Source organism: Microbacterium sp. AC145 (assembly GCF_979258505.1).
Map to the genome: position 1 here is coordinate 407,100 of NZ_OZ409859.1, position 21,919 is coordinate 429,018.

The 21,919-nt window shown below is 69.0% G+C and carries 20 protein-coding genes; 13 read left to right on the forward strand and 7 right to left on the reverse strand.

The annotated features are described in order from the left end of the window. Positions 1-12: 12 nt before the first annotated feature. Entirely contained in the window at positions 13-570 is a 558-nt protein-coding gene (locus tag ACZZZN_RS01930) for a TetR/AcrR family transcriptional regulator (protein ID WP_463503558.1), read from the reverse strand. Between the two features lie 55 nt (positions 571-625). Between ACZZZN_RS01930 and ACZZZN_RS01935 the strand changes: the two genes are divergently transcribed. Next, the gene (locus ACZZZN_RS01935) at positions 626-1,333 is read left to right on the forward strand and encodes an MBL fold metallo-hydrolase (RefSeq protein ID WP_463503559.1); all 708 of its coding nucleotides are present in this window, start codon (positions 626-628) and stop codon (positions 1,331-1,333) included. A 56-nt stretch (positions 1,334-1,389) separates the two neighbouring features. On the opposite strand, the gene ACZZZN_RS01940 is transcribed toward ACZZZN_RS01935, so the two are convergent. Next, positions 1,390-2,712 carry an MFS transporter gene (locus ACZZZN_RS01940; protein ID WP_463503560.1) on the reverse strand — a complete coding sequence of 441 codons (1,323 nt, stop codon included), beginning with the start codon at positions 2,710-2,712 and terminating at the stop codon, positions 1,390-1,392. Between the two features lie 108 nt (positions 2,713-2,820). Next, complete coding sequence (locus tag ACZZZN_RS01945) at positions 2,821-3,477, reverse strand: amino acid deaminase (protein ID WP_463503561.1); 657 nt, start codon at positions 3,475-3,477, stop codon at positions 2,821-2,823. Positions 3,478-3,603: 126 nt separating this feature from the next. Here ACZZZN_RS01945 and ACZZZN_RS01950 point away from each other — a divergent pair, with 126 nt between their 5' ends. From ACZZZN_RS01950 to ACZZZN_RS01975, 6 genes are read left to right on the forward strand one after another with little or no spacing between them, the layout of a single operon-like run. Next, positions 3,604-4,248, forward strand: a complete 645-nt coding sequence (locus ACZZZN_RS01950) for an HAD family hydrolase (protein WP_463503562.1) — start codon at positions 3,604-3,606, stop codon at positions 4,246-4,248. A 50-nt stretch (positions 4,249-4,298) separates the two neighbouring features. Beyond that, a complete protein-coding gene (locus ACZZZN_RS01955; protein ID WP_463503563.1) occupies positions 4,299-5,288 on the forward strand; it encodes a phosphate/phosphite/phosphonate ABC transporter substrate-binding protein in 990 nt (329 codons plus the stop codon). A 1-nt stretch (position 5,289) separates the two neighbouring features. Beyond that, positions 5,290-6,114, forward strand: coding sequence for a phosphonate ABC transporter ATP-binding protein (gene phnC, locus ACZZZN_RS01960; RefSeq protein WP_463503564.1), 825 nt, complete (start codon positions 5,290-5,292; stop codon positions 6,112-6,114). After that, positions 6,111-6,938, forward strand: coding sequence for a phosphonate ABC transporter, permease protein PhnE (phnE, locus tag ACZZZN_RS01965; protein ID WP_463503565.1), 828 nt, complete (start codon positions 6,111-6,113; stop codon positions 6,936-6,938). Before phnC ends, phnE (ACZZZN_RS01965) begins: the two co-directional genes overlap by 4 nt. Continuing rightward, positions 6,935-7,768 (forward strand): phosphonate ABC transporter, permease protein PhnE, encoded by an 834-nt coding sequence (gene phnE / locus ACZZZN_RS01970; RefSeq protein WP_463503566.1) that lies wholly within the window; start codon positions 6,935-6,937, stop codon positions 7,766-7,768. Before phnE (ACZZZN_RS01965) ends, phnE (ACZZZN_RS01970) begins: the two co-directional genes overlap by 4 nt. Next, the gene (locus tag ACZZZN_RS01975; protein ID WP_463503567.1) at positions 7,755-8,615 is read left to right on the forward strand and encodes a MurR/RpiR family transcriptional regulator; all 861 of its coding nucleotides are present in this window, start codon (positions 7,755-7,757) and stop codon (positions 8,613-8,615) included. The genes phnE (ACZZZN_RS01970) and ACZZZN_RS01975 overlap by 14 nt, the downstream gene beginning before the upstream one ends. Positions 8,616-9,221: 606 nt before the next feature. Here the strand turns inward: ACZZZN_RS01975 and ACZZZN_RS01980 are convergent. Beyond that, positions 9,222-10,730, reverse strand: coding sequence for a PucR family transcriptional regulator (locus ACZZZN_RS01980; protein ID WP_463503568.1), 1,509 nt, complete (start codon positions 10,728-10,730; stop codon positions 9,222-9,224). Positions 10,731-10,842: 112 nt separating this feature from the next. Between ACZZZN_RS01980 and gabT the strand changes: the two genes are divergently transcribed. From gabT to ACZZZN_RS02010, 6 genes are all read left to right on the forward strand, one after another. Further along, positions 10,843-12,204 (forward strand): 4-aminobutyrate--2-oxoglutarate transaminase, encoded by a 1,362-nt coding sequence (gene gabT, locus ACZZZN_RS01985; protein WP_463503569.1) that lies wholly within the window; start codon positions 10,843-10,845, stop codon positions 12,202-12,204. Positions 12,205-12,306: 102 nt separating this feature from the next. Next, entirely contained in the window at positions 12,307-13,707 is a 1,401-nt protein-coding gene (locus ACZZZN_RS01990; protein WP_463503570.1) for a flavin monoamine oxidase family protein, read from the forward strand. Continuing rightward, positions 13,707-14,591, forward strand: coding sequence for a universal stress protein (locus tag ACZZZN_RS01995; protein ID WP_463503571.1), 885 nt, complete (start codon positions 13,707-13,709; stop codon positions 14,589-14,591). Before ACZZZN_RS01990 ends, ACZZZN_RS01995 begins: the two co-directional genes overlap by 1 nt. After that, entirely contained in the window at positions 14,591-16,135 is a 1,545-nt protein-coding gene (locus ACZZZN_RS02000) for an APC family permease (protein WP_463503572.1), read from the forward strand. Before ACZZZN_RS01995 ends, ACZZZN_RS02000 begins: the two co-directional genes overlap by 1 nt. A gap of 42 nt (positions 16,136-16,177) precedes the next feature. Continuing rightward, positions 16,178-17,644, forward strand: a complete 1,467-nt coding sequence (locus tag ACZZZN_RS02005) for an NAD-dependent succinate-semialdehyde dehydrogenase (protein ID WP_463503573.1) — start codon at positions 16,178-16,180, stop codon at positions 17,642-17,644. A gap of 25 nt (positions 17,645-17,669) precedes the next feature. Next, positions 17,670-19,034, forward strand: coding sequence for an NAD-dependent succinate-semialdehyde dehydrogenase (locus ACZZZN_RS02010; protein WP_463503574.1), 1,365 nt, complete (start codon positions 17,670-17,672; stop codon positions 19,032-19,034). A 175-nt stretch (positions 19,035-19,209) separates the two neighbouring features. On the opposite strand, the gene ACZZZN_RS02015 is transcribed toward ACZZZN_RS02010, so the two are convergent. From ACZZZN_RS02015 to ACZZZN_RS02025, 3 genes are read right to left on the reverse strand one after another with little or no spacing between them, the layout of a single operon-like run. Next, positions 19,210-19,863: a response regulator gene (locus ACZZZN_RS02015; RefSeq protein WP_463503575.1), complete on the reverse strand. Its 654-nt coding sequence runs from the start codon at positions 19,861-19,863 to the stop codon at positions 19,210-19,212. After that, positions 19,854-20,987: a sensor histidine kinase gene (locus ACZZZN_RS02020; protein WP_463503576.1), complete on the reverse strand. Its 1,134-nt coding sequence runs from the start codon at positions 20,985-20,987 to the stop codon at positions 19,854-19,856. Before ACZZZN_RS02020 ends, ACZZZN_RS02015 begins: the two co-directional genes overlap by 10 nt. Then, positions 20,984-21,736, reverse strand: a complete 753-nt coding sequence (locus ACZZZN_RS02025) for a DedA family protein (protein ID WP_463503577.1) — start codon at positions 21,734-21,736, stop codon at positions 20,984-20,986. The genes ACZZZN_RS02020 and ACZZZN_RS02025 overlap by 4 nt, the downstream gene beginning before the upstream one ends. Positions 21,737-21,919: the final 183 nt, after the last annotated feature.

Here is a 21,919-nt window from a genome sequence, read left to right on the forward strand (position 1 = left end):
GTGCGCGGGGTCTCAGGCCTCGATGCCGCGCAGAACGATCTCGAGACCGAGGTCGAACGCCTCGTCGACGTCGCCGCCCTGACGGAATCCGCCGTTCTGCTCCATCATGCAGAAACCGTACGCCCAGGCCGTGAGCGTGCGGGCGACGGGGAGCGGGTCGGCTGTCGTGAGAGCGTTCACCGCGCCGAGCAGGGTGGACATCATCGGGGCGAGCGTCTCCTGCGAGGGGGTCGCATCGGGGCTCGGTGAGTTGAACAGGAGGGTGGTGACGCGAGGGGAGCGCGTCGCGAAGGCGCGCAGCGCGCGGGCGACACCGGAGAGAATCTCGCGAGCATCGGTCGACTTCTCGACGACCTCGTCGATGGCGGCACCCAGCTCCGCCGCCGCGTCGTCCGCCGCGAGTCGCAGGAGGTCATGTCGGTTCGCGGCGCGCTTGTAGAGGCTGGGTGCGCGCACGCCGACGGCTGTCGCGACCGCGCTCATGGTGACGGCATCCACCCCGTCCCGTTCGGCGATCGTACGGACGGCGGCGACGAGCGCGGGAGTGCTGACTCTCTGCGGTGCGGGCATGTTCTCAGCATAAAGCTATTGACTGTAGCCATCAAGGCTATGTACTGTAGCTAACATGACAGCTCAGCTTCTCCGTATCGGCGACGACATCATCGCCATCCACGCGATCGTCACCGACGACGGCATCACCCTCATCGATGCCGGACTCTCGGGAGATCTCGGCATTCTCACCGCAGCGCTCGCCGGAGTCGGGTGTTCGCTCGACGACATCCGGGGCGTCGTGCTGACGCACGGCGATACCGATCACATCGGCATCGCCGAGGAGCTGCGCGCGCGGCACGGCATTCCGGCCCACATTCTCGAAGCCGATGTCGAACTCGCGACCGGTGCTGTTCCGCCGCGCGGGGTGAAGGCCGACGCCTGGCGGATCGGGCCGACGTTGAGATTCCTCTGGACGGGTCTGCGTCGAGGAGCATTGCGCACCCGACGTCCGTCGTCGGTCGTGCCGATGGCCGACGGTGACGTGCTCGATCTGCCGGGCGCTCCCGAGATCATCGCGATCCCCGGTCACACGGGCGGCTCGGCCGCGATCCGAGTGCCTGCGGTCGACGCGCTCTTCCTCGGCGATGCGATCACCACCCGGCATGTGCTCACAGGGGCTGCGGGAGCGCGGCTCGCGCCGTTCAGTGACGATGCCCCGCGCACTCGAATCAGCCTCGAGAGGCTGCGCGGGCTCACCGAATCGAGAATCTTCCCCGGGCACGGCCCCGAGTTCACGGGAACGGCAGTCGACCTTCTGGATGCGCTGGACTCACGCCCCTGAGACGCGACCCGCATCGTGCAAGAGTGACGATCTCGCACGATGCGGACCGGCGCCGCTCACACGAGCGCGGTGGGCTTCTTCGGCACGAGCGACACGGCGACCGCTGCGAGCAGTGCCACGATCGCGAAGGCCACGAAGTTCCACTCGACCCCGATCGCCATCGACGCCAGCCAGCCACCGACCATCGGCCCCATGATCGCGCCGATGCGGGCGAAGCTCAGCGCCCACCCGGCGGCGGTGGCGCGCACGGAGGCCGGGTAGTAATCGGTGATGTACGCGGTCAGTACGAGCGACGTCGAGATCGACCCGACGCCGGAGATCGCGACGAACACGAGGTTCAACAGCATCGAGTTCGGGAACATCATGAGCAGGCAGGCGACGCCGCCGAGCGCGTAGAAGATGACGAGCACGGGCTTCGACCCGAAGCGATCCGCCAGATGGCCGAGCACCAGACCGCCCACCGCCGAGGCGAGACTGAACACCATCAGGAACGTCAGTGCGGGGCCGAGGTCATACCCCGCGGCGCGCATGATCGACGGCAGCCACGAGTTGAGCCCGTACACGAGCAGCAGGCCGGCGAACAGCGAGATCCACAGGAACACCGTCGAGCGCAGGTATCGGCGTGAGAACAGCTGCTGCAGGATGCTGTGCCACGGAATCCGCTCTCCGGGCTTCACCTCGGGCCGTGCTGCGGGGATGTAGGGGTCGATGCCGAGTCGTTCTGCCTGAGCCACCGCCCGGTCATGGCGTCCGCGGTTCTCGAGCGACTCGAGCGACTCGGGAAGCACCTTGGCGATGATCGGGAGCAGGAGAATCGGGAACGCGCCGACGGCGATCACCCATCGCCAGCCGAGATGTGGGAGCAGCGCCATCGCGACGAGCGCGGCGACGACGATTCCGAGCGAGTAGCCGGAGTACATGATGCCGTAGTTGAGGGCTCGCCGCCTCGGCGCGGAGAACTCGATCGTGAGGGCGGCGGCGACCGGAATCACGCCGCCCATGCCGAGTCCGCCCAAGAACCGGAACAGGCCGAAGATCTCCGGCGTCGGCGCGAGCGCGGCGCCGAGCTGCATGACTGTGAAGATCGCCATCGAGACCAGCAGCATGCGCTTGCGGCCGACGCGGTCGCTGAGAGTGCCGATGAAGAGTGCGCCGATGAGCATCCCGACGAGCGCCCAGGATGCGAGGCCTCCGAGTTCGACGGGGCTCAGTGCCCAGGCGGAGTCCTCGGCGAGTGCGGGGAGTACGGCGCCGATCACCCCGATGTCGTACCCGTCGGCGAGGATCGCGAGCCAGCAGCTGAGCAGCACGATGCGTGTGACCGCGCGAGGCACGGGCCACGCGGTGTCGGGGGAGGTGATCGGTGAAGTGGCAGACAACGTCGTCTCCTTCGCGATGACGCGACAGTGCGTCGGGTGGATGCGGTCTGCGGTGACCGCTATTGCGAAACTATGACGACAGTCAGCAAAATGCAATATACAGATCGGTCAGGCGGCATTCCAGCGCAGGAGAGGGGTGGCCTCGAACTGGGCGAGGGTGGCGCCCGCGTCGGCCACGGGGAACAGCGTGATGAGTAGTGGCGGAGAGGTGGGGGAGGAGGCGACCGCATAGGCCAGGGCTGCCTTTTGGTGTGAGCGGCTGAGTCCGAGTTCGACGCTCCGACCATCGACGCGACCGGTTGACGCGGGGGTCGCGAGGATCCGGGCGGCCACCGCAGCGGCCCTGGCGAGCAGCGTGGGGCCCGGGTTCCAGGGGAGGAACGCGTCGGGGGAGAGGTCACAGGCGTCGGCGAGGATGCTGCCGATCCATCGATCCCGTTTGAGCCCGTAGGGAGTCTCGACGAGCGAGAGCAGGTAGCCGTAGCAGTGCAGGAGTCCGGCATTGCCGATCGGCCAGGTGGCGTGGATGCCGGCTCGGCGGTGCAGCTGATCGAACAGTGCGCGTGTGATCACGGGTGCGCCGACGTTCTCATCGATCACCGTCGACCGCCCCCAGGCGTCGAACCGTCCGTGCGCGCGGTCGTCGTCGATCGAGGCGGCGAGCCAGGGGAGGCTGTCGATGCCGACGTTCGCTGAGTCTGTCGCGTCGGTCAGGGCCAGGGTTGCGGCAGCCGTCAGGTCGTCGAGTTCGGACACGGCGTTCACGATACAAGACTCGTGTGGACGGATTGTTCACACGGCGTTCACATGATTGGGACTTTCTGTCCACAATCACTGCGCATGCTGGACGGAGCGTCCGCGAGATCAGAATACGGATGCGGAAAGAACTCCGTGAACTCCATTCTCCTCTTCGACTTCGACGGCACGATCGCCCTCGGGGACGGTCCCGTGCTCGCCTACGCGGCGCAGGTCGCTGCAGCCCTCGACGATCGGGACGGGTTCGTCGACGGCATCCGCGCCACGCTCGCCGCTGCCGACGGCGAGGCACTCGACGGCTATGACGCGGTGCGGCGCGCCGCGGTCACCCGAGGGGCGGACGCCCGGCTCCTCAGCGCCGCATACCTCGCGAGCCGCGCAGAGCTCGCGACAGACGCCGCGCCGATCACGGCTCCCGACGGGCTCGCGGCCTTTCTCGAGGCCGCTGCGCCCGAGGCGGAACTCGTGCTCGTCACCAATGCGCCCGCGATCCGCATCGACCAGGCGCTGGATGTGCTGGGCCTTGCCGGGCTCTTCGACCGCATCGTCACGAGCGCCCGCAAGCCCGCGGGTCTCGACGCGTTCCTGGCCGACCTGCCTGCCGACGCCCGAGTGCTGAGCATCGGCGACATCTGGCACAACGATCTCGCCCCGGCTCATGCCCGCGGGCATGCGACCGCCCTGATCGGCGGCTTCCCCGATCCCGCGGCGACCCCGACCTACCGCGCTGCCGACTTCGCGACGCTGATCCCTCAGCTCGACGCGTGGCTGCGCCCCTGAAGCTTCACCTCCCCTTTCACACACCTCTTCCACCCCATCGAAGGATGACAATGCGTACCTCCCCCCTCCGCCGCACCACCGCGGGCCTCGTGGCCGCCGGTGCGCTGCTCACCGTCGTTCTCGCCGGCTGCTCCAGCAGCACGGCGGCGCCCGAGGACTCGGCGGCACCAGCCGCCGATCCCGAATCCCTGGTGCTCGCACTGGTGCCGTCGCAGGACCAGGACGGTCTCGTCGAGACCGCCGCGCCCCTCACCGACTACCTCACCGAGGAGCTCGGCATCGAGGTCACCGGTGTCGTGTCGAAGGACTATCAGGCCGCCGTCGAGGCGATGGGTGCGGGACAGGCCCAGATCGGCTTCCTGCCGTCGCTGCAGCTGTGGCAGGCGAATGACATGTACGACGCGTCGGTCGTGCTGCAGACCGAGCGCAACGGCAACATCACCTACCCGGCGCAGTTCATGACGAACAACCCCGACAAGTACTGCGACGACGAGCCGGTCGAGCGCGACGGGATGCTGTTCTGCAACGGTGCCGACGCGATGACCGGTCCCGCCGGTCTCGACAGCATCGACAAGGTCGAGGGCGCGAAGGTCGCCGTGCTCGGCCCCGGCTCGCCCGCCGGCTACATCTACCCGATCCTGGCGCTGCAGGAGGCGGGCCTCGACACGGATTCCGACATCCAGCAGATTCCGGTCACGGCGAACGACGCCTCGGTGCTGGCCGTCTACAACGGCGACGCCGAAGTCGGCTTCAGCTTCTGGGATGCCCGCACCATCGTGCAGAAGGACACCCCCGACGTCGGGGAGAAGGTCGTCGTGTTCGCGATGACCGAGGAGATCCCGAACGACGGCGTCGCCGTCTCGGCCGACCTGTCGCCCGAACTGCAGGACCGCATCACGAAGGCGCTCGAGGACTTCTCGAACACGGAGGAAGGATCCGAGATCCTGACCAGCATCTACTCGATCACCAAGCTCGCGCCGGCCGACCCCGAGTCGCTCGACGTGGTCGCCCGCGCCGCGCAGGCTCTGGGGCTCCAGTAAATTGTCCGACCTCGTCAGCAACGTGGACGTCGCAGCCTCGGCTGCGGCGTCCACGCCGTGGTCCATCCGCCTCGACGACGTCACGGTGCGCTACCCCAACGGCACGATCGGCCTCAACCGCGTCTCGCTCGACATCGCAGCGGGCGAGATGGTCGTGGTCGTCGGCCTCTCGGGCTCCGGCAAGTCCACGCTGATCCGCACCATCAACGGACTCGTCCCGGTGACGAGCGGCACCCTCGACGTCGGCGAGCACCGGGTCAGCGGGGCGTCGCCGCGCACGCTCCGGCGACTGCGCGGTGACATCGGCATGGTCTTCCAGGGCTTCAACCTGGCCGGCCGTGCGAGCGTGCTGCAGAATGTGCTCGTCGGGCGTCTCGCCCACACTCCGCTGTGGCGCACGCTGCTCGGCGCCTATCCCGAAGACGACCGGCAGCTCGCGTATCACGCGCTCGACCGCGTCGGCATCCTGCAGAAACTGCACTCCCGGGCATCCGATCTCTCGGGTGGTCAGCAGCAGCGTGTCGCGATCGCCCGAGCGCTCGCGCAGGAGCCTCGCATCGTGCTCGCCGACGAACCCGTCGCGAGCCTCGACCCGCCGACCGCGCACGGCGTGATGAACGACCTGCGGCGCATCAACCGCGACCTCGGCATCACCGTGGTCGTCAACCTGCACCTGCTCGACCTCGCCCGTGAGTACGGGGCGCGGATGATCGGCATGCGGGCGGGAGAGGTCGTCTACGACGGCCCCGCCATCGGAGCGACGGATGCCGACTTCGAGAGCATCTACGGCCGCTCGCTCACCCCGGAAGACCGGTTGGACGCGTGACTGACACAACCCCTCCCGTCGTAGGCACGCACCGCGCGCTCGACATCCCTCCACGCCCCCGCGGTGCGTGGAAGGCGCCTGTCATCGTCGTGGCCGTGATCGCGGTCACCGTCGTCATGTGCCTGCCCGGCATCGGCATCGGGGTCGACCTCGGCGCGATCGCACGCAACTGGCAGAACGGCGCCGACAAGATCGTCAAGCTGCTCCTGCCCGACTGGAGCTTCTTCCCGCGCACGCTCCCGCCGCTCATCGAGACGTTGCAGATGGCGGTCATCGCGACGGCGATCGGCGCTGCCGTGTCCCTGCCCCTCAGCTTCTGGGCGGCACGCGCGACCAACCCGAACGCCCCTGCGCGCATCGCGGTGCGCGGCATCCTCAACGTCATCCGCAGCGTGCCCGACCTGCTGTACGCGGCGATCCTCGTCGCGATGGTGGGCGTCGGCGCGCTCCCCGGCATCCTGGCACTGCTGCTCTTCAACGTCGGCATCATCGTCAAGCTCGTGTCCGAAGCCATAGACACGAACGATCGCGGTCCGATCGAAGCAGGTCGAGCGGTCGGAGCCACCCAGGCCAAGATCAACCGCACACTGGCCCTGCCCGACGCCTGGCCCGCATTCGCCAACCAGACGCTCTACGTCTTCGAGCTGAACGTGCGTGCCTCCACCGTGCTCGGGCTCGTCGGGGCGGGCGGCATGGGGCTGCTCATCGACGCCGTGCGCACCTTCTACCGCTATGACCAGCTCTCGCTCATCATCCTGGAGATCCTCATCGTCGTCATCGTGATCGACCTCGTCTCCGACGCGATCCGCCGGAGGCTCGTATGACCACCGTGCTCACCCCGCCCGCCACGATCACGGCCATCCCCGACAGGCCGCGCCGTCCGTGGCTCGTCGCCGGATGGCTGCTCGTCACCGGCATCGTCGTGCTGGCCTTCTGGTCGATCGACATCAACTGGGCCCGCCTCGCCGACCTCCCCGCCGAGATCGTGCGCTACACCGTGCTGATGTTCGGCAGCCCGAACTGGGAGAAGCTGCCCGAGGCGCTGTGGCAGACCTGGCGCAGCATCGAGATGGCGTGGGTCGGCACGATCCTCGGCATCCTGCTCGCCACCCCGCTGAGCCTGCTCGCCGCTCGCGGGTTCGGGCCCGCCTGGCTGCGCGCGCTGCTGCGCGGACTGTTCTCGCTGATCCGTGCCGTGCCCGAGATCATCATCGCGATCGTGATCCTCTCGGTCACCGGTCTCACGCCGTTCACCGGAGCGCTCGCGCTGGCCATCAACGGCATCGGCACGCTCGGCAAATGGGGCTACGAAGCGGTCGAGGCCGTGCCTCGCGGACCCATCGAAGCCGCTCGGGCCGCCGGCGGCGGCACGCTGCAGGTGCTCCGCTGGGGCGTGTGGCCCCAGGCCGAACCGGCCTTCTGGTCTTTCTGGCTGTACCGCTTCGAGATCAACGTGCGCTCGTCGGCCGTGCTCGGTCTGATCGGCGTCGGCGGAATCGGTGACATGCTGACCTCCTACACCCAGTACCGTGAGTGGTCGACGGTGGGTGTTCTGCTCATCGTGGTCGTCGTCGTGACGATGCTGATCGACGGGGCATCCGGTGCCATCCGTCGCCGCATCATGGAGGGAGCCCGCGCCCGTGTTCTCTCCTAGTGCGCCGCCCACCGTGCGAATCGCCTCGGTGCTCAACACCCTGCAGCCTGCCGAGCGCCGCGTGGCCGAACTGATCGTGGAATCGGCCGACGCCGTCGTCGAATGGACGGCGCAGGAACTCGCCGAGCGGGCGGGCGTCGGGCGCGCGACAGTCGTGCGCACCTGCCAGACGGTCGGCTACCGCGGATACCCGCAGTTGCGCGTCGCGCTCGCCGCAGAACTCGGCGGCGGCGGGGGAGACGCTGCGGTCGATCACGGCCCCGGTGTGCTCGGGCGCATGCGGGGCGAGATCGACCGCCTCGCGGCATCCCTCCCCGCATTGGCGAGTCTGCTCGACGCAGATGCCGTCGGCGAGGCGGTGCGTCTCGCGGCATCCGCCCGCCGACTGCTCGTGCTCGCGAACGGCCTCTCTTCACCGATCGCGAACGATCTGGCCATGCGGCTCACGGCCTCGGGGCGATCGGCCGAGTTCATCGCGGATGCCATCGCGCAGCAGATCGCCGCCCGGCATCTCACGGCTGAGGACGTGTGCCTGGTGGTGAGCGGATCCGGTGCGAACGAGGCAAGCCTTCGTGTCGCGACAGCCGCTGCGCGTGGCGGGGCGACCGTCATCGCGCTGACGTCGTTCGCCTCGTCGGCGCTGACCGAGGCGGCGACGCTGTCGCTCGTGATCGCTCCGACCGGCGTGAGCTTCCGCGACGAGCTCGAGCACACCTCGCGGGTCGCCTACCTCGTGTTCGCGGAGGTGTTCGCGGCCGCCGTCACGACCGAGCGGGGGGCGGATGCCGTCACGGCGCGCGCCCACGCACTCGAGGTCGTCTCCGACAACCTCGGCGAGGGCGAGTAGGCCGCTGCTGCGCGCTTGGCTCGTGCCGATTGTGGCGAGACCGGTTTCGCGGGGTGAGACCCGTGTTCGGGACGTGGGTCTCGTGAGGGAATGGCGGTGTGGCTGGGCGGCGACGGGGTGCTTCTGGCGAGACCGGTTTTGCGGCGTGAGACCCGTGTTCTGGACGTGGGTCTCGTGAGGGAATGGCGGTTTGGGCGTGCGGCGGCGGGGTGCTTGCGGCGAGACCGGTTTCGCGGGGTGAGACCCGTGTGGAGGACGTGGGTCTCGTGAGGGAATTGCGGTGTCGCTGTGCGGTGACGGGGTGCTTGCGGCGAGACCGGTTTCGCGGGGTGAGACCCGTGTGGAGGACGTGGGTTTCGTGCCGGAGTGGCGGTTTCGCCGGGCGGCGGCGGGGTGTTTCCGGCGAGACCGGTTTCGCGGGGTGAGACCGGTGTGCGGGACGTGGGTTTCGTGCCGGAAAGGCGGTTTGGCTGGGCGGTGGCGGGTGGCGACGGGGTGCTTCTGCTGAGACCGGTTTCGCGGGGTGAGACCCGTGTGGAGGACGTGGGTCTCGTGCCGGAAAGGCGGTTTGGAGGTTTGGGCGTGAGGCGGGGGAGGCGGGGACGGCTAGTCCCGCGCCGTCTGCAGCAGCGTCCACAGCTCGGCACGTGCGGGGAACGTCGACAGGTCGGTGCCGAGGATCGTGCCTGCCTGTGCGATACGTGACCGCAGGGTGTGGCGGTGCACACCGAGTGCCGTGGCAGCCGGCTCCGCCTTGGCATCGTGCTCGAGCCACACGCGCAGCGAACCCTCGAGGTCGCCGCCCGACCGGGCATCGTGGTCGCGCAGTGGGGCGAGGCGCGACTCGGCCACCAGGCGGGCCTCGTCTGTCGCGAGAGCGCTCAGGATGCTGGACCCCACCGTGTCGGAGTAGTGGACGACACCGGCATCCGTCTGCTGGCGCAGCGCCGCGACGGCCTGCGCGTGCGCCCGGGAGAACGCGTCGTACGATTCCGACCCCGATGCGCCGATGCGGATGCCGAATCTCGCAGCGACATCGTCGAGCAGGGCCTCGTCAGCCACCGACACGCAGAGCACCATCCCCTCCGACGACTCGGCGAGGAAGCTCGCGGTGCCGTGCTCGGACCGTCGCCGCTCCCACCAGTCGATCAGCGGCCCCGTGGGTGCATCTGCGGCGACGGCGACGATGACGGGGGCCGCAGGCAGGCTGCCGAGCACGCGCCTCGCGAGCGTCGGATCGTCGACGAGCAGCGACTCGAGAAGCTGCGAGTGCAGTCGCCTGCGGCTGCGGGCGAGCTGCTCGCTCTGCTCGAGAGCCAGCCCGGCCATGGCGATGACCGACGTCACGACGGTGCGCGCTTCGGGGTCGAGGGATTCGACGGTGAGAGCGATCACTCCACGCAACTGTCCACCCCGCCCCACCGTGAACAGCATGAACGTCTGCTCGTCGATGGTGAGCGATCGGCCGGCCTCGATGCCCCGCGCGAGCACCTCGGTGGCGCGCTCGCCGAGCGAGACCAGTCTGCTCGCCGGTATCTCGGAGCGGGGGTGGGACACCTGCAGGATGCCGGCGGCGTCGTACATGCCGACCCACGCGCCGAGGCGTCGCCCGAGTTCGGCGAGTGTCGCGTCGAGACCATGGGGGCGCAGTGCCGCCAGTGCGAGCGCGCGCTGGGTGTCGAGCGCCCAGGATCTGCGGGCGTATGCCTGAGCGGCGATCGCCTCGGAATGCGCGCGGGCGACCGCGATGAACGGCGTGCGGTACGGCACCTCGAACAGCGGGATGCCGCGGCGCGTGCACTCGGCGATCAGCTCGTCGGGGATGCCGGCGCGATGTACATCCGTGCCGAAACCGAGCCCGAGAACTCCCCGGTCCGAGAGGCGCCCCACGTACACGTCGAGATCGGCTTCCGCATCGAACTGGGTCCCGGTGGTCAGCAGCGCGAGGTCTTCGGCGAGGAACGGCGTCGGATCGGTGAGGTCGGAGCTGTGCACCCACCGCAGTGGACGATCGAGAGCGCCTGACGGGAGATCGGAGACCGCCGAGACGAGGCGGAGGCCGAGGTCGCGGCGCGCGAGCAGAGCGCGCAGCGTGGGCTGCTCGATGTCATCCATGCGATGCCTCCTCCGGCCATCCGACCGGCTTGTACTCAGTGGCGATATACCAAGTCAGATTGTACAGGTCGGCGAATGCGCGTCCTCGTCCGGCGACCGTACGCTCGCGGACATGGCACTCCTCGACACCGCAGCTGTTGCAGTCCCCCTCGGCGGCCCTGAGCTCCCCCAGGAGCGACGCCTGATCACCGAACTTCCCGGCCCCCGGTCGGCCGAGATCCTGGCGAGAAAGGCCGCAGCGGTCCCCGCAGGCGTCGGACACACCGTGCCGGTCGCGACCGTCGCAGCGGGCGGCGGCGTCGTGGTCGATGCCGACGGCAACTCGCTCATCGACCTCGGCTCCGGCATCGCCGTGACCACGGTCGGCAACGCCCACCCGAAGATCGCCGCAGCCGTCGCCGCTCAGGCCGCGCAGTTCACCCACACCTGCTTCATGATCTCGCCCTACGAGTCGTACATCGAGGTCGCCGAGGCCCTCAACCGGGTCACCCCCGGTGACTTCGCCAAGAAGAGCGCGCTCTTCAACTCGGGTGCCGAGGCCGTCGAGAACGCGATCAAGATCGCCCGCAAGCACACCGGCCGTCAGGCGGTCGTGGCCTTCGACCACGGCTACCACGGGCGCACCAACCTGACCATGGCGCTCACCGCCAAGTCGATGCCCTACAAGAGCGGCTTCGGTCCGTTCGCTCCCGAGGTCTACCGCGCGCCGATGTCTTACCCGTTCCGCGACGGACTCTCGGGCGCCGAGGCCGCGTCGCGCACGATCCTGCAGCTCGAGAAGCAGATCGGCGCCGACAACCTCGCCGCCGTCATCATCGAGCCCATCCAGGGCGAGGGCGGGTTCATCGTCCCGGCCGACGGCTTCCTGCCGGCGATCCTGGACTGGTGCCGCGCGAACGGCGTCGTGTTCATCGCCGACGAGGTGCAGACCGGCTTCGCCCGCACCGGACACATGTTCGCGAGCGAGATCTTCGGCATCGAGCCCGACCTGATCACGACGGCCAAGGGCATCGCCGGCGGCCTGCCCCTCGCCGCGGTCACCGGCCGCGCCGAGATCATGGACGCCTCGCACGCGGGCGGCCTGGGTGGTACCTACGGCGGCAACCCGATCGCGTGTGCTGCGGCGCTCGCTGCGATCGACGTGTTCGAGAACGACGGAGTGATCGAGCGGGCGCGCGAGATCGGCGAGATCCTGACCCGGCGTCTCACCGCTATGCAGGAGAAGGATGCGCGCATCGGCGACATCCGCGGACATGGTGCCATGATCGCCGCCGAGTTCGTCGATCCTGAGACCAACGCTCCGGATGCGGCGCTCACCGCGGCCGTCGCCAAGGCCGCCATCGCGCAGGGCGTGATCGTCCTGACGTGCGGCACCTACGGCAACGTCATCCGCTTCCTGCCGCCTCTCGCGATCGGCGACGGGCTGCTCGAAGAAGGCCTCGACGTGGTCGCAGAGGCGCTCGCGGCGCACTGAGACCCGTGGCTGCCGATGGCGGCCACCAACAGACGTCCGGTCGCGACTCGGGTCGGGGGATTTCGAGTCGCGACCGGCAACTTTCCAACGAAGGAGATGCAGATGGCTGAGATCACTCGCGACGTGCTGATCATCGGAGCGGGAGCCGCAGGGCTCACGGCTGCGAACGACCTGCGCAAGGCCGGCCTGTCGGTCGCCGTGCTCGAGGCGCGCGATCGCGTCGGCGGCCGGCTGTGGACCGACGTCATCGAGGGCGCGATGCTCGAGATCGGCGGCCAGTGGGTCTCGCCCGATCAGGATGCCCTCAAGGATGCGATCGCGGAGCTGGGTCTCGAGACCTACAGCCGCTACCGCGAGGGCGACAGCGTGTACGTCGGCCCCGACGGCACCGTGCATCGCTTCACCGGAGAGATGTTCCCGGTGTCGGCCGAGACCGAGGCCGTCATCGCCGAGGTCACGTCGCTGCTCGATGCGATGGTCGCCGAGATCGACCCCGACCGGCCGTGGGAGCACCCCAAGGCCGGGGAATGGGATCACGTCACCTGGGATGCCTGGCTGCGTCAGCAGACCGACGACGATGAGGCCGTGCGCAACCTCGCATTCGCCACCGGATCGGCGATGCTCACCAAGCCGACCCACACGTTCTCGCTGCTGCAGTCGCTTCTCATGGCGGCATCCGCCGGCTCGTACTCGAACCTCGTCGACGCGGACTTCATCCTCGACAAGCGCGTCGTCGGCGGCCTGCAGCAGGTCCCGATCCGTCTGGCCGAGCGCCTGGGCGACGACGTCTTCCTGAACCAGCCGGTGCGCACGCTCGAGTGGGCCCCGTCGACCGGCGCAGGAACGCAGTCGGGCGTCGTCGCGACGACCGACGAACTCACGGTGCGCGCCCGGTTCGCGATCCTCGCGCACGCGCCCGTGCTCTACGACCGCATCTCGTTCGTGCCGCCGCTGCCGCGCCGTCAGCACCAGCTGCATCAGCACATCTCGATGGGCTTCGTGATCAAGGTGCACGCCGTCTACGACCGCCCGTTCTGGCGCGAGCAAGGACTCAGCGGCACCGCTTTCAGCCCCTACGAGCTCGCGCACGAGGCCTATGACAACACCAACCACGGCGACGAGCGCGGCACCCTGGTCGGTTTCGTGAGCGATCAGAACGCCGACGACCTGTTCACGCTGTCGGCCGAGGAGCGCAAGGAGCGCATCCTCGAGTCCCTCTCGCACTACTACGGCGACGAGGCGAAGAACCCGGTGGTCTACTACGAGAGCGACTGGGGCAGCGAGGAGTGGACCCGCGGCGCCTACGCGGCGAGCTTCGACATGGGGGGCCTGCACCGCTACGGCGCAGACCTGCGTGCCGCCGTCGGCCCGATCCACTTCGCCTGCAGCGACATGGCCGGCGCCGGATATCAGCACGTCGACGGGGCGATCCGCATGGGCCGCCTCGCGGCTGAGAACATCGTCGAGGCCACCCGCGCCGGCACCACGGTCGAGGCCGACTGATGACCGAGTCGATCGTCGTCGGGTACACCGCGACCGATTCGGGAGCGGATGCCGCGGCGCTGGGCGCCCGGCTCGCCCGCAGCCTCGGCGCGGTGCTGCATCTCGTGATCGTGCTCCCGTTCGAGGGCACCCGCAGCGCGGCGGTTCCCCCGGAGCGCGCGTACGAGGACCATCTTCGCCGTCAGGCCAAGCAGTGGCTCGAAGAGGCCGTCGTGGGGCTGCCTCAGGAGCTGATCCGCAGCGGCCACGTGCGCTTCGCGGAGTCGTTCGCCGAGGGGCTCATCGCCGCCGGCGAGGAGTTCGGCGCTCGACTGATCGTCGTCGGCGCCGCAGGCGGCAGCCTGTTCGGTCGGCACCGTCTCGGCAGCGTCGCCTCCGAACTGCTGCACTCCTCGACCATCCCGGTGGCGCTGGCCCCGGCGGGCACCGCCGGCCAGGACGATCACGTGCTGCCCCGGGTCACAGCGGCGATCGGCACCCGACCGGGTGCCGACAACCTGCTCGACGAGGCAGCAGCCCTCGCGGGCGATGCCGGAGTGGGCCTGCGCCTCGTGTCGCTCGTACCGTTCGACGTGCCTCCCGGGCTCGACACCGGCGCCATCCGCGTCGTCGGTGAGACCCATGCGCACGAGGTGCTCGCCGTCGCCCAGGAGATCCTCCCCGACGAACTCGGCGCAGAGATCGAAGAGGCTCCCGGTGACACCGTCGAAGACGCGGTGTCCAACCTCTCCTGGCAGCCGGGCGAGGTCGTGCTCGTCGGCTCCAGCCGTCTGGCGCAACCGCGCCGCCTGTTCCTCGGCTCGACCGCGGCGAAGATGCTGCACGAGCTCCCCGTACCCATGATCGTCGTCCCGCGCACCCGCGCCGAAGCAGGAGTCCGCTGATGAGCAGCTCGAATCGGGCGACGGAGCCCGTGTCCGGTGTCACGACCGGAATCTCCCAGAAGGGACTGAGCGCGGGGGCCGTCGGCGTTCTCGGAGCCGTCGTCATCGGCGTCTCGACCATCGCCCCGGCCTACACTCTCACCGCCTCGCTCGGCCCGACCGTGGCCGAGGTCGGCACCCAGGTTCCGGCGATCATGCTGGTCGGCTTCATCCCGATGCTGCTGACCGCGTTCGGCTACCGCGAGCTCAATCGCATGATGCCCGACTCCGGCACCTCGTTCACCTGGGGCGTGCGGGCCTTCGGGCCGTGGATCGGCTGGATGACGGGATGGGGCCTGATTGCCGCCACCGTCATCGTGCTGTCGAACCTCGCCGGCATCGCCGTCGAGTTCCTGTTCCTGCTGATCGCCCAGCTGACCGGCAACGCGGCGATCGCGGATCTCGCGTTCAACCCGATCATCAACGTGGTCGTCTGTCTGCTGTTCATGCTCGGCGCGACGCTCGTGTCGTACCGCGACATGCAGACGACGCAGAAGTTCCAGTACATCCTCGTCGGCTTCCAGGTGCTCGTGCTCGTCGTGTTCGCGACGGTCGCGATCATCAAGGCGGTCTCGGGTGACGCTCCCGAGCCCACGGCATTCTCGTGGTCGTGGTTCAACCCGTTCGAGGTGCCCACGTTCAGCGCGTTCGCCGCCGGCCTCTCGCTGTCGATCTTCATCTTCTGGGGCTGGGACGTCGTCCTGACCATGAACGAGGAGACGAAGGACCCTGCGAAGACCCCCGGACGCGCGGCGATGGTCACCGTCGTGGTCGTCGTGGCGCTGTACCTGCTGCTCGCGATCGGTCTCATCATGTTCGCCGGCGTCGGCACGGGGGAGTACGGTCTCGCGAACGAGGGCATCTCCGCCAACGTGTTCTTCGCGCTGTCGGACCCGGTGCTCGGACCCCTCGCGTTCCTGGTTTCGCTGGCCGTGCTGTCGAGCTCGGCGGCCTCGCTTCAGTCGACCGCAGTGGGACCCGCTCGCACGCTTCTGGCGATGGGGCACTACGGCGCGCTGCCGAAGAAGTTCGCCCGCGTCAGCCCGCGCTTCTTCACCCCCGGCTACGCGACGATCGTGTCGGCCGTGGTGGCATCCGTGTTCTACGCCGTCATGCGCCTGGTGAGCGAGAACGTCCTGACCGACACGATCCTGTCGCTCGGCATGATGATCTGCTTCTACTACGGACTCACCGCGTTCGCGTGCGTGTGGTATTTCCGCAAGCAGTGGTTCGACTCGGCGCGGAGCTTCTTCTTCACGTTCCTGTTCCCGCTCGTCGGAGGTGCGATCCTCGCGGTGCTGTTCGTCACGACGCTCATCGACTCGATGGACCCCGCCTACGGCAGCGGATCGAACATCGGCGGCGTCGGACTCGTCTTCGTCCTCGGCGTCGGCATCATCGGCGTCGGCATCGTCGTGATGATCTGGCAGGCGATCAAGCGCCCCGCCTTCTTCCGCGGGGAGACGCTCAGCATGGATGCTCCCGCGAGCACCCGCCGCCGCTGACGCTGACCCTCGGCCATCCCCGTCCCCACAGAAAGAGAATCCATGAGCACTCAGACAGAGCAGGCGCTGCTCGACAGCATCCCCACCGGCCTCTTCATCGGCGGAGAGTGGATCGACGGCGAGACCGGTGGCACGTTCGACGTGCACGACCCGGCGACCGGTGCGGTGATCCGCACGATCGCGGATGCGACGCCGGGTGACGGCATCCGGGCTCTGGATGCGGCCGTGGCAGCACAGGACTCGTGGGCGGCGACCGCGCCGCGCACCCGCAGCGAGATCCTGCGCCGTGCGTTCGACCTCGTGCAGGAGCACAAGGAAGACCTGGCGCTGCTGATGACGCTCGAGATGGGCAAGCCGCTCGCTGAAGCGCGAGGCGAGGTCGGCTACGGCGGCGAGTTCCTTCGGTGGTTCAGCGAAGAGGCGGTGCGCATCAGCGGCCGCTACGGCATCAACCCCGAGGGCACCGGCCACATGGTCGTCTCGCAGCGCCCGGTCGGCCCGTCGTTCTTCGTGACGCCGTGGAACTTCCCGTTCGCGATGGCGACGCGCAAGATCGCGCCCGCCCTCGCGGCCGGCTGCACCGTGGTCATCAAGCCCCCGGCACTCACGCCGCTGACGACGATGTTCTTCACGTCGCTGCTCGAGAAGGCGGGCCTTCCGGCCGGCGTCGTCAACGTCGTGCAGACGTCGAAGTCGTCGGCGCTGTCGGCTCCGATCATCGCCGACCCCCGCCTGCGCAAGCTGTCGTTCACCGGCTCGACCGAGGTCGGCCGCAAGCTGATCGCCCAGGCGGCCGAGGGTGTGCTGCGCGTCTCGATGGAGCTGGGCGGCAACGCCCCGTTCGTCGTGTTCGACGACGCCGACCTCGACAAGGCGGTCGACGGAGCGCTCGCCGCGAAGTTCCGCAACATCGGCCAGGCGTGCACCGCGGCCAACCGCTTTATCGTGCACAAGGACGTCGCGGGCGAGTTCGCGAAGCGCGTCACCGAGCGCGTCAACGCGATGAAGATCGGCCGCGGCACCGAAGAGGGCGTCGCGATCGGACCGCTCATCGACGAGGATGCCGTCGCCAAGGCCGGCGAGCTGGTCGATGACGCCGTCGAGCGCGGTGCGACCCTGCTCGCAGGTGGCAAGGCGCTCGAGGGCACCGGCACGTTCTACGAGCCGACCGTGCTCACCGATGTGGTCGCAGGTTCCGCGATCCTCCGTGAAGAGATCTTCGGACCGGTGCTCGCGATCGCGACGTTCGACTCCGAAGACGACGCCGTGCGTCTCGCGAACGACACCGAGTACGGGCTCGTCTCGTACGTGTTCACCGAGAACCTGCAGCGTGGGCAGCGGATGATCGACAGGCTCGAGACCGGCATGATGGGTCTCAACGTGGGTGTGGTGTCCAACGCCGCGGCCCCCTTCGGTGGCGTCAAGCAGTCGGGCGTCGGCCGCGAGGGCGGCCTCGAGGGCATCCACGAGTACCTGTCCACCAAGTACACGCTGATCCCGGTCTCCTGACCGGTCGGCCAGAGGAGGAGAGAACATGACCGATTACGCCGTCATCAACCCCGCCACCGGAGAGACGCTGGCGTCCTTCGACACGTTCACGGATGCGCAGATCGAGGAGGCGGTCGCCGCCGCCGACGAGGCGCACCGGGAGTGGTCCCGCTCGTCGACCGTCGCGGAGCGCGCCGCGCTGCTGCGCCGCGCGGCCGAGCTGCACCGTGAGCGTCGTGAAGCGCTCGCCGACGTCTTCGTGCGCGAGATGGGCAAACCCCGCGAAGCGGCACTCGGAGAGGTCGACTTCGCCGCCGACATCGCCGAGTACTACGCCGACCAGGCCGAGGCGATCATGGCCGATCAGCCGATCGCCATCCTCGGCGACGGCTCGGCGATCGTCCGTCGTTCGTCGCTCGGACCGCTCGTGGGCATCATGCCGTGGAACTTCCCGGCGTATCAGATCGTGCGCTTCGCGGCGCCGAACCTGATCGTGGGCAACACGATCCTGCTCAAGCCCGCGCCGCAGTGCCCCGAGTCGTCGACCGCGATCGAGGCTATCTACCACGACGCCGGTTTCCCCAAGGGGGCGTACCAGAACGTCCTCGCGACGAACGACCAGATCGCCGACATGATCGCCGACCCCCGTGTGCAGGGCGTCTCGCTCACCGGGTCGGAGCGTGCCGGTGCCGCGGTCGCCGAGATCGCCGGGCGCAACCTCAAGAAGGTCGCGCTCGAACTCGGCGGATCCGACCCGTTCATCGTGCTGAGCACCTCTGACCTCGATGCGACCGTGCAGGCCGGCGTCGATGCGCGTCTCGACAACAACGGCCAGGCGTGCAACGGCGCGAAGCGCTTCATCATCGTCGACGACCTGTACGACGCCTTCGTCGAGAAGTTCACGGCGGCGATGGCTGCGGTGACCGCGACCGACCCGACGCTCGACGACACCGTGCTGGGCCCGGTCTCATCCGAGACGGCGGCCGAGAACCTGCAGAAGCAGATCGATCAGGCCGTCGAGCAGGGCGCGACGCTGCTGACCGGCGGCACCCGCGACGGGGCGTTCTTCGCCCCGACCGTGCTCGCCGATGTGACGCCCGAGATGAACGTCTATCACGAGGAGCTCTTCGGACCCGCAGCGGTCGTGTACCGCGCCGCCGACGAGCAGGCTGCCGTCGCTCTCGCGAACGACACGACCTTCGGTCTCGGATCGTACGTCTTCACGACGGATGCCGAGCAAGCCGAGCGGGTCGCCGACAACATCGAGGCGGGTATGGTCTACGTCAACCTCGTGCTGGCCGACAGCCCCGAGCTGCCGTTCGGCGGCATCAAGCGCAGCGGCACCTCTCGGGAGCTCGGCCACCTCGCCGCCGACGAGTTCGTCAACAAGAAGCTCATCCGCATCGGCTGAGCGGGTCGCCAGCTCTGCGGCCGCCCAGCGCGTCTGCAGGATGATTCCCCGGATGCAGGGCCGGACACCGGTTTCCGGCCCTGCATCCGTGAATCGGTCCTGCAGACGTCCCCGGATTGACGCCGGACGGATGCCGGACGGATGCCGGGCCGGATGCCGGACGGGGCGCCCGTCGTCAGTCGGCCGTCTGTCCGAGGTAGGCGAGCACGGCGAGCACCCGGCGGTTGACGCCCGATCCCGAGGCGACGCCCAGCTTCGTGAAGATCGTGTTGATGTGCTTCTCGACGCCGCTCTGGCTCACGAAGAGGCGCTCGGCGATCGATGCGTTGCTGTGCCCCTCGGCGATGAGTTCGAGCACGACCCCTTCTCGCTCGGTCAGCTCGGCCATGCGCGGGTCGGGTCCCGAGCGGTCGGCGATCAGACGCCGGATCACCTCGGGGTCGAACGCCACCCCGCCCTCGGCGACGCGCACGATCGCATCGAGGAAGCCGGCGATGTCGGAGATGCGGTCCTTGAGCAGATAGCCGACGCCGCCGCGCCCGTCGAGCAGCTCGCTGGCATAGCGCCGCTCGACGTGCTGCGACAGCACCAGCACGGCGACATCCGGATGCTCATGCCGGATGCGCAGAGCCGCGCGGATGCCTTCGTCGACGAAGTCCGGCGGCATCCGCACATCGACGATCACGAGGTCGGGTTCGTCGGTCGCCAGCGCAGCCATCAGCGCGTCGGCGTCGGCGACCGAGGCGCTCACTTCGTGCCCCTCGGCGACGAGCAGCTGCACGATGCCCTCCCGCAGCAGCGTCGAGTCCTCGGCGATGGCTATCCGCACGGGATCACCGCCTCGATCACGGTCGGCCCACCTGCAGGGCTGTGCACGTGCAGCATGCCGTCGCGCGCGGCCACCCGCGACGCGATGCCTGAGATGCCGGTGCCCGAGGCATCCGCCCCACCGACTCCGTCATCTTCGATCGTCACCGTGAGGTCGTCGGTCCCGGCTCTGACTCGGATGCTGATCGCACTCGCGTGAGCGTGCTTGATCGCGTTGGTGACCGCCTCGCTGGCCACGAAGTAGGCCGCTGTCTCGGCGGCTCTGTCGGTCACGACCGCGCCCTCGACCTCGAGGTCGACCCGCATCGCGACACGGTCGCGCAGTGCTTCGAGTGCGGCGGTGAGCCCATCACGCTGCAGCATCTCGGGATAGGTCCGCCAGGCCACGTCACGCAGATCGTCGAGGATGTGCTGCGTCTCGTCGCGCGCGCCGCTCAGCAGGCGTCGGGCCTCATCGGCATCCGCCCGCTCCACACGGGCGAGCAGGATCGACAGCGCCACGACCCGCTGCTGCACCCCGTCGTGGATGTCGCGCTCGATACGTCGCCGCTCGGAATCGACCGCCGCGACGACCTCGTCGAGGGTGGTGTGCAGCCGCACGACCTCCTGCGAGAGCTCCCCGGCTCCCGGCCTCTGGAACGATTGCCACACCCGTCGCTCGAGCCAGGCGATGCCGCCGAGGCCGGAGAGTGCGAGGAACAGGAGCACGAGGCCGGGGACCACGAACAGCCCCACGGTCGTCCACGTGACCCGGCCCGGGCGTGCGCTGAACAGCGCGACAGGGCCGCCGGTCGCGGCGGCGACGAGCATCTGGATGCCGACGACCACGCCCGCCGCGATCAGCACGAGGATGCACAGCACGACGAGCTGGAGCAACGCCGACAGTGCCAGCAGTCCCCGGAGCCGTGGCGCACGGGGCGGAGTGCGTCGCGGGATCCCGTCGATCCAGGTGAGACGCGACGCCACGGAGTGGACCACAGCCGGTGCCGGCCGTCGCGGGGCGGTGACCACGGCGATCATCGTGGGGACGAGCATCGCGACACCGGCGGCGGTGCCGCCCAGCATCCGCAACGCCTCCCGCATGATCGAGCGCGGGGGAGCCGCGGCGTCGGTGGAGGCCGTCATCTCTCCATTGTGCCGCGCGGCGCCGTGATCTCCGCGTCCTGCGAGTGCTCCGCGTCGTGCGTCTGCGCGTGCTCCGCGTCGTGCGTCTGCGCGTGCTCCGCGTCGTGCGTCTGCTCGGGCTCCGCGTCGCCGGTCCGCTGTCGCACCCGAGCGACCACGAACAGCGACACTGCGACGATCACCGCGCCGATCACGATCACCTGCAGGCCGTCGGCGTACTGCTCGATACGGTGCCACTGCTCGCCGAGTAGGAATCCGGCCATGACGAACACCGTGTTCCAGATGGCGCTGCCCGCGGCGGTGAGCAGGGTGAACTTCGCGAGCGGCATCCGCTGGACTCCCGCAGGGATCGAGATGAGGCTCCGGAAGATCGGGATCATGCGCCCGAAGAACACCGCCTTCGCCCCGTGTCGCGCGAACCAGTCCTCGGTGCGGTCGACGTCGCTGACCTTCATCAGCGGCATCCGGTCGACGATGCGGCGCAGCCGCACAGGGCCCAGCCATGCGCCGAGGCCGTAGAGCGCGAGTGCGCCGACGACGGAGCCGACCGTCGTCCAGACGAGCACTTCCCACAGCACGATCGTGCCCTGGCTCGCCGTGAAGCCGGCCAACGGCAGCACGACCTCGCTCGGGATCGGCGGGAACAGGTTCTCGATCGCGACGGCGACGCCGGCGCCGATGCTGCCGAGCGCTTCCATCAGGCCGATCGCCCAGTCCGCGAACACATTCAGGTTGTCAGAGGCCGCCATGCTCTCGACGCTACGCAGACGCGCGGATGCCGTCACTGCGGGTGCCCGTCGTCCCGGGTGCGGAAAACCGTAATACTGCGCGTGCGGTGCCGGTCCGGGCGCACGGATGCAGGACCGCGGCACGGATGCAGGACCAGAAACCGTGTGCTGACCCTGCATCCGTGAATCGGTCCTGCAGGTGAC

What these genes read in the sequence shown, in the direction of transcription:
- ACZZZN_RS01930 (WP_463503558.1), bottom strand. Translation starts at nt 570, where the DNA reads ATGCCCGCACCGCAGAGAGTCAGCACTCCCGCGCTCGTCGCCGCCGTC.
- ACZZZN_RS01935 (WP_463503559.1), top strand. Translation starts at nt 626, where the DNA reads ATGACAGCTCAGCTTCTCCGTATCGGCGACGACATCATCGCCATCCAC.
- ACZZZN_RS01955 (WP_463503563.1), top strand. Translation starts at nt 4,299, where the DNA reads ATGCGTACCTCCCCCCTCCGCCGCACCACCGCGGGCCTCGTGGCCGCC.
- phnE (WP_463503566.1), top strand. Translation starts at nt 6,935, where the DNA reads ATGACCACCGTGCTCACCCCGCCCGCCACGATCACGGCCATCCCCGAC.
- ACZZZN_RS01980 (WP_463503568.1), bottom strand. Translation starts at nt 10,730, where the DNA reads ATGGATGACATCGAGCAGCCCACGCTGCGCGCTCTGCTCGCGCGCCGC.
- gabT (WP_463503569.1), top strand. Translation starts at nt 10,843, where the DNA reads ATGGCACTCCTCGACACCGCAGCTGTTGCAGTCCCCCTCGGCGGCCCT.
- ACZZZN_RS01990 (WP_463503570.1), top strand. Translation starts at nt 12,307, where the DNA reads ATGGCTGAGATCACTCGCGACGTGCTGATCATCGGAGCGGGAGCCGCA.
- ACZZZN_RS01995 (WP_463503571.1), top strand. Translation starts at nt 13,707, where the DNA reads ATGACCGAGTCGATCGTCGTCGGGTACACCGCGACCGATTCGGGAGCG.
- ACZZZN_RS02000 (WP_463503572.1), top strand. Translation starts at nt 14,591, where the DNA reads ATGAGCAGCTCGAATCGGGCGACGGAGCCCGTGTCCGGTGTCACGACC.
- ACZZZN_RS02005 (WP_463503573.1), top strand. Translation starts at nt 16,178, where the DNA reads ATGAGCACTCAGACAGAGCAGGCGCTGCTCGACAGCATCCCCACCGGC.
- ACZZZN_RS02010 (WP_463503574.1), top strand. Translation starts at nt 17,670, where the DNA reads ATGACCGATTACGCCGTCATCAACCCCGCCACCGGAGAGACGCTGGCG.
- ACZZZN_RS02020 (WP_463503576.1), bottom strand. Translation starts at nt 20,987, where the DNA reads ATGACGGCCTCCACCGACGCCGCGGCTCCCCCGCGCTCGATCATGCGG.
- ACZZZN_RS02025 (WP_463503577.1), bottom strand. Translation starts at nt 21,736, where the DNA reads ATGGCGGCCTCTGACAACCTGAATGTGTTCGCGGACTGGGCGATCGGC.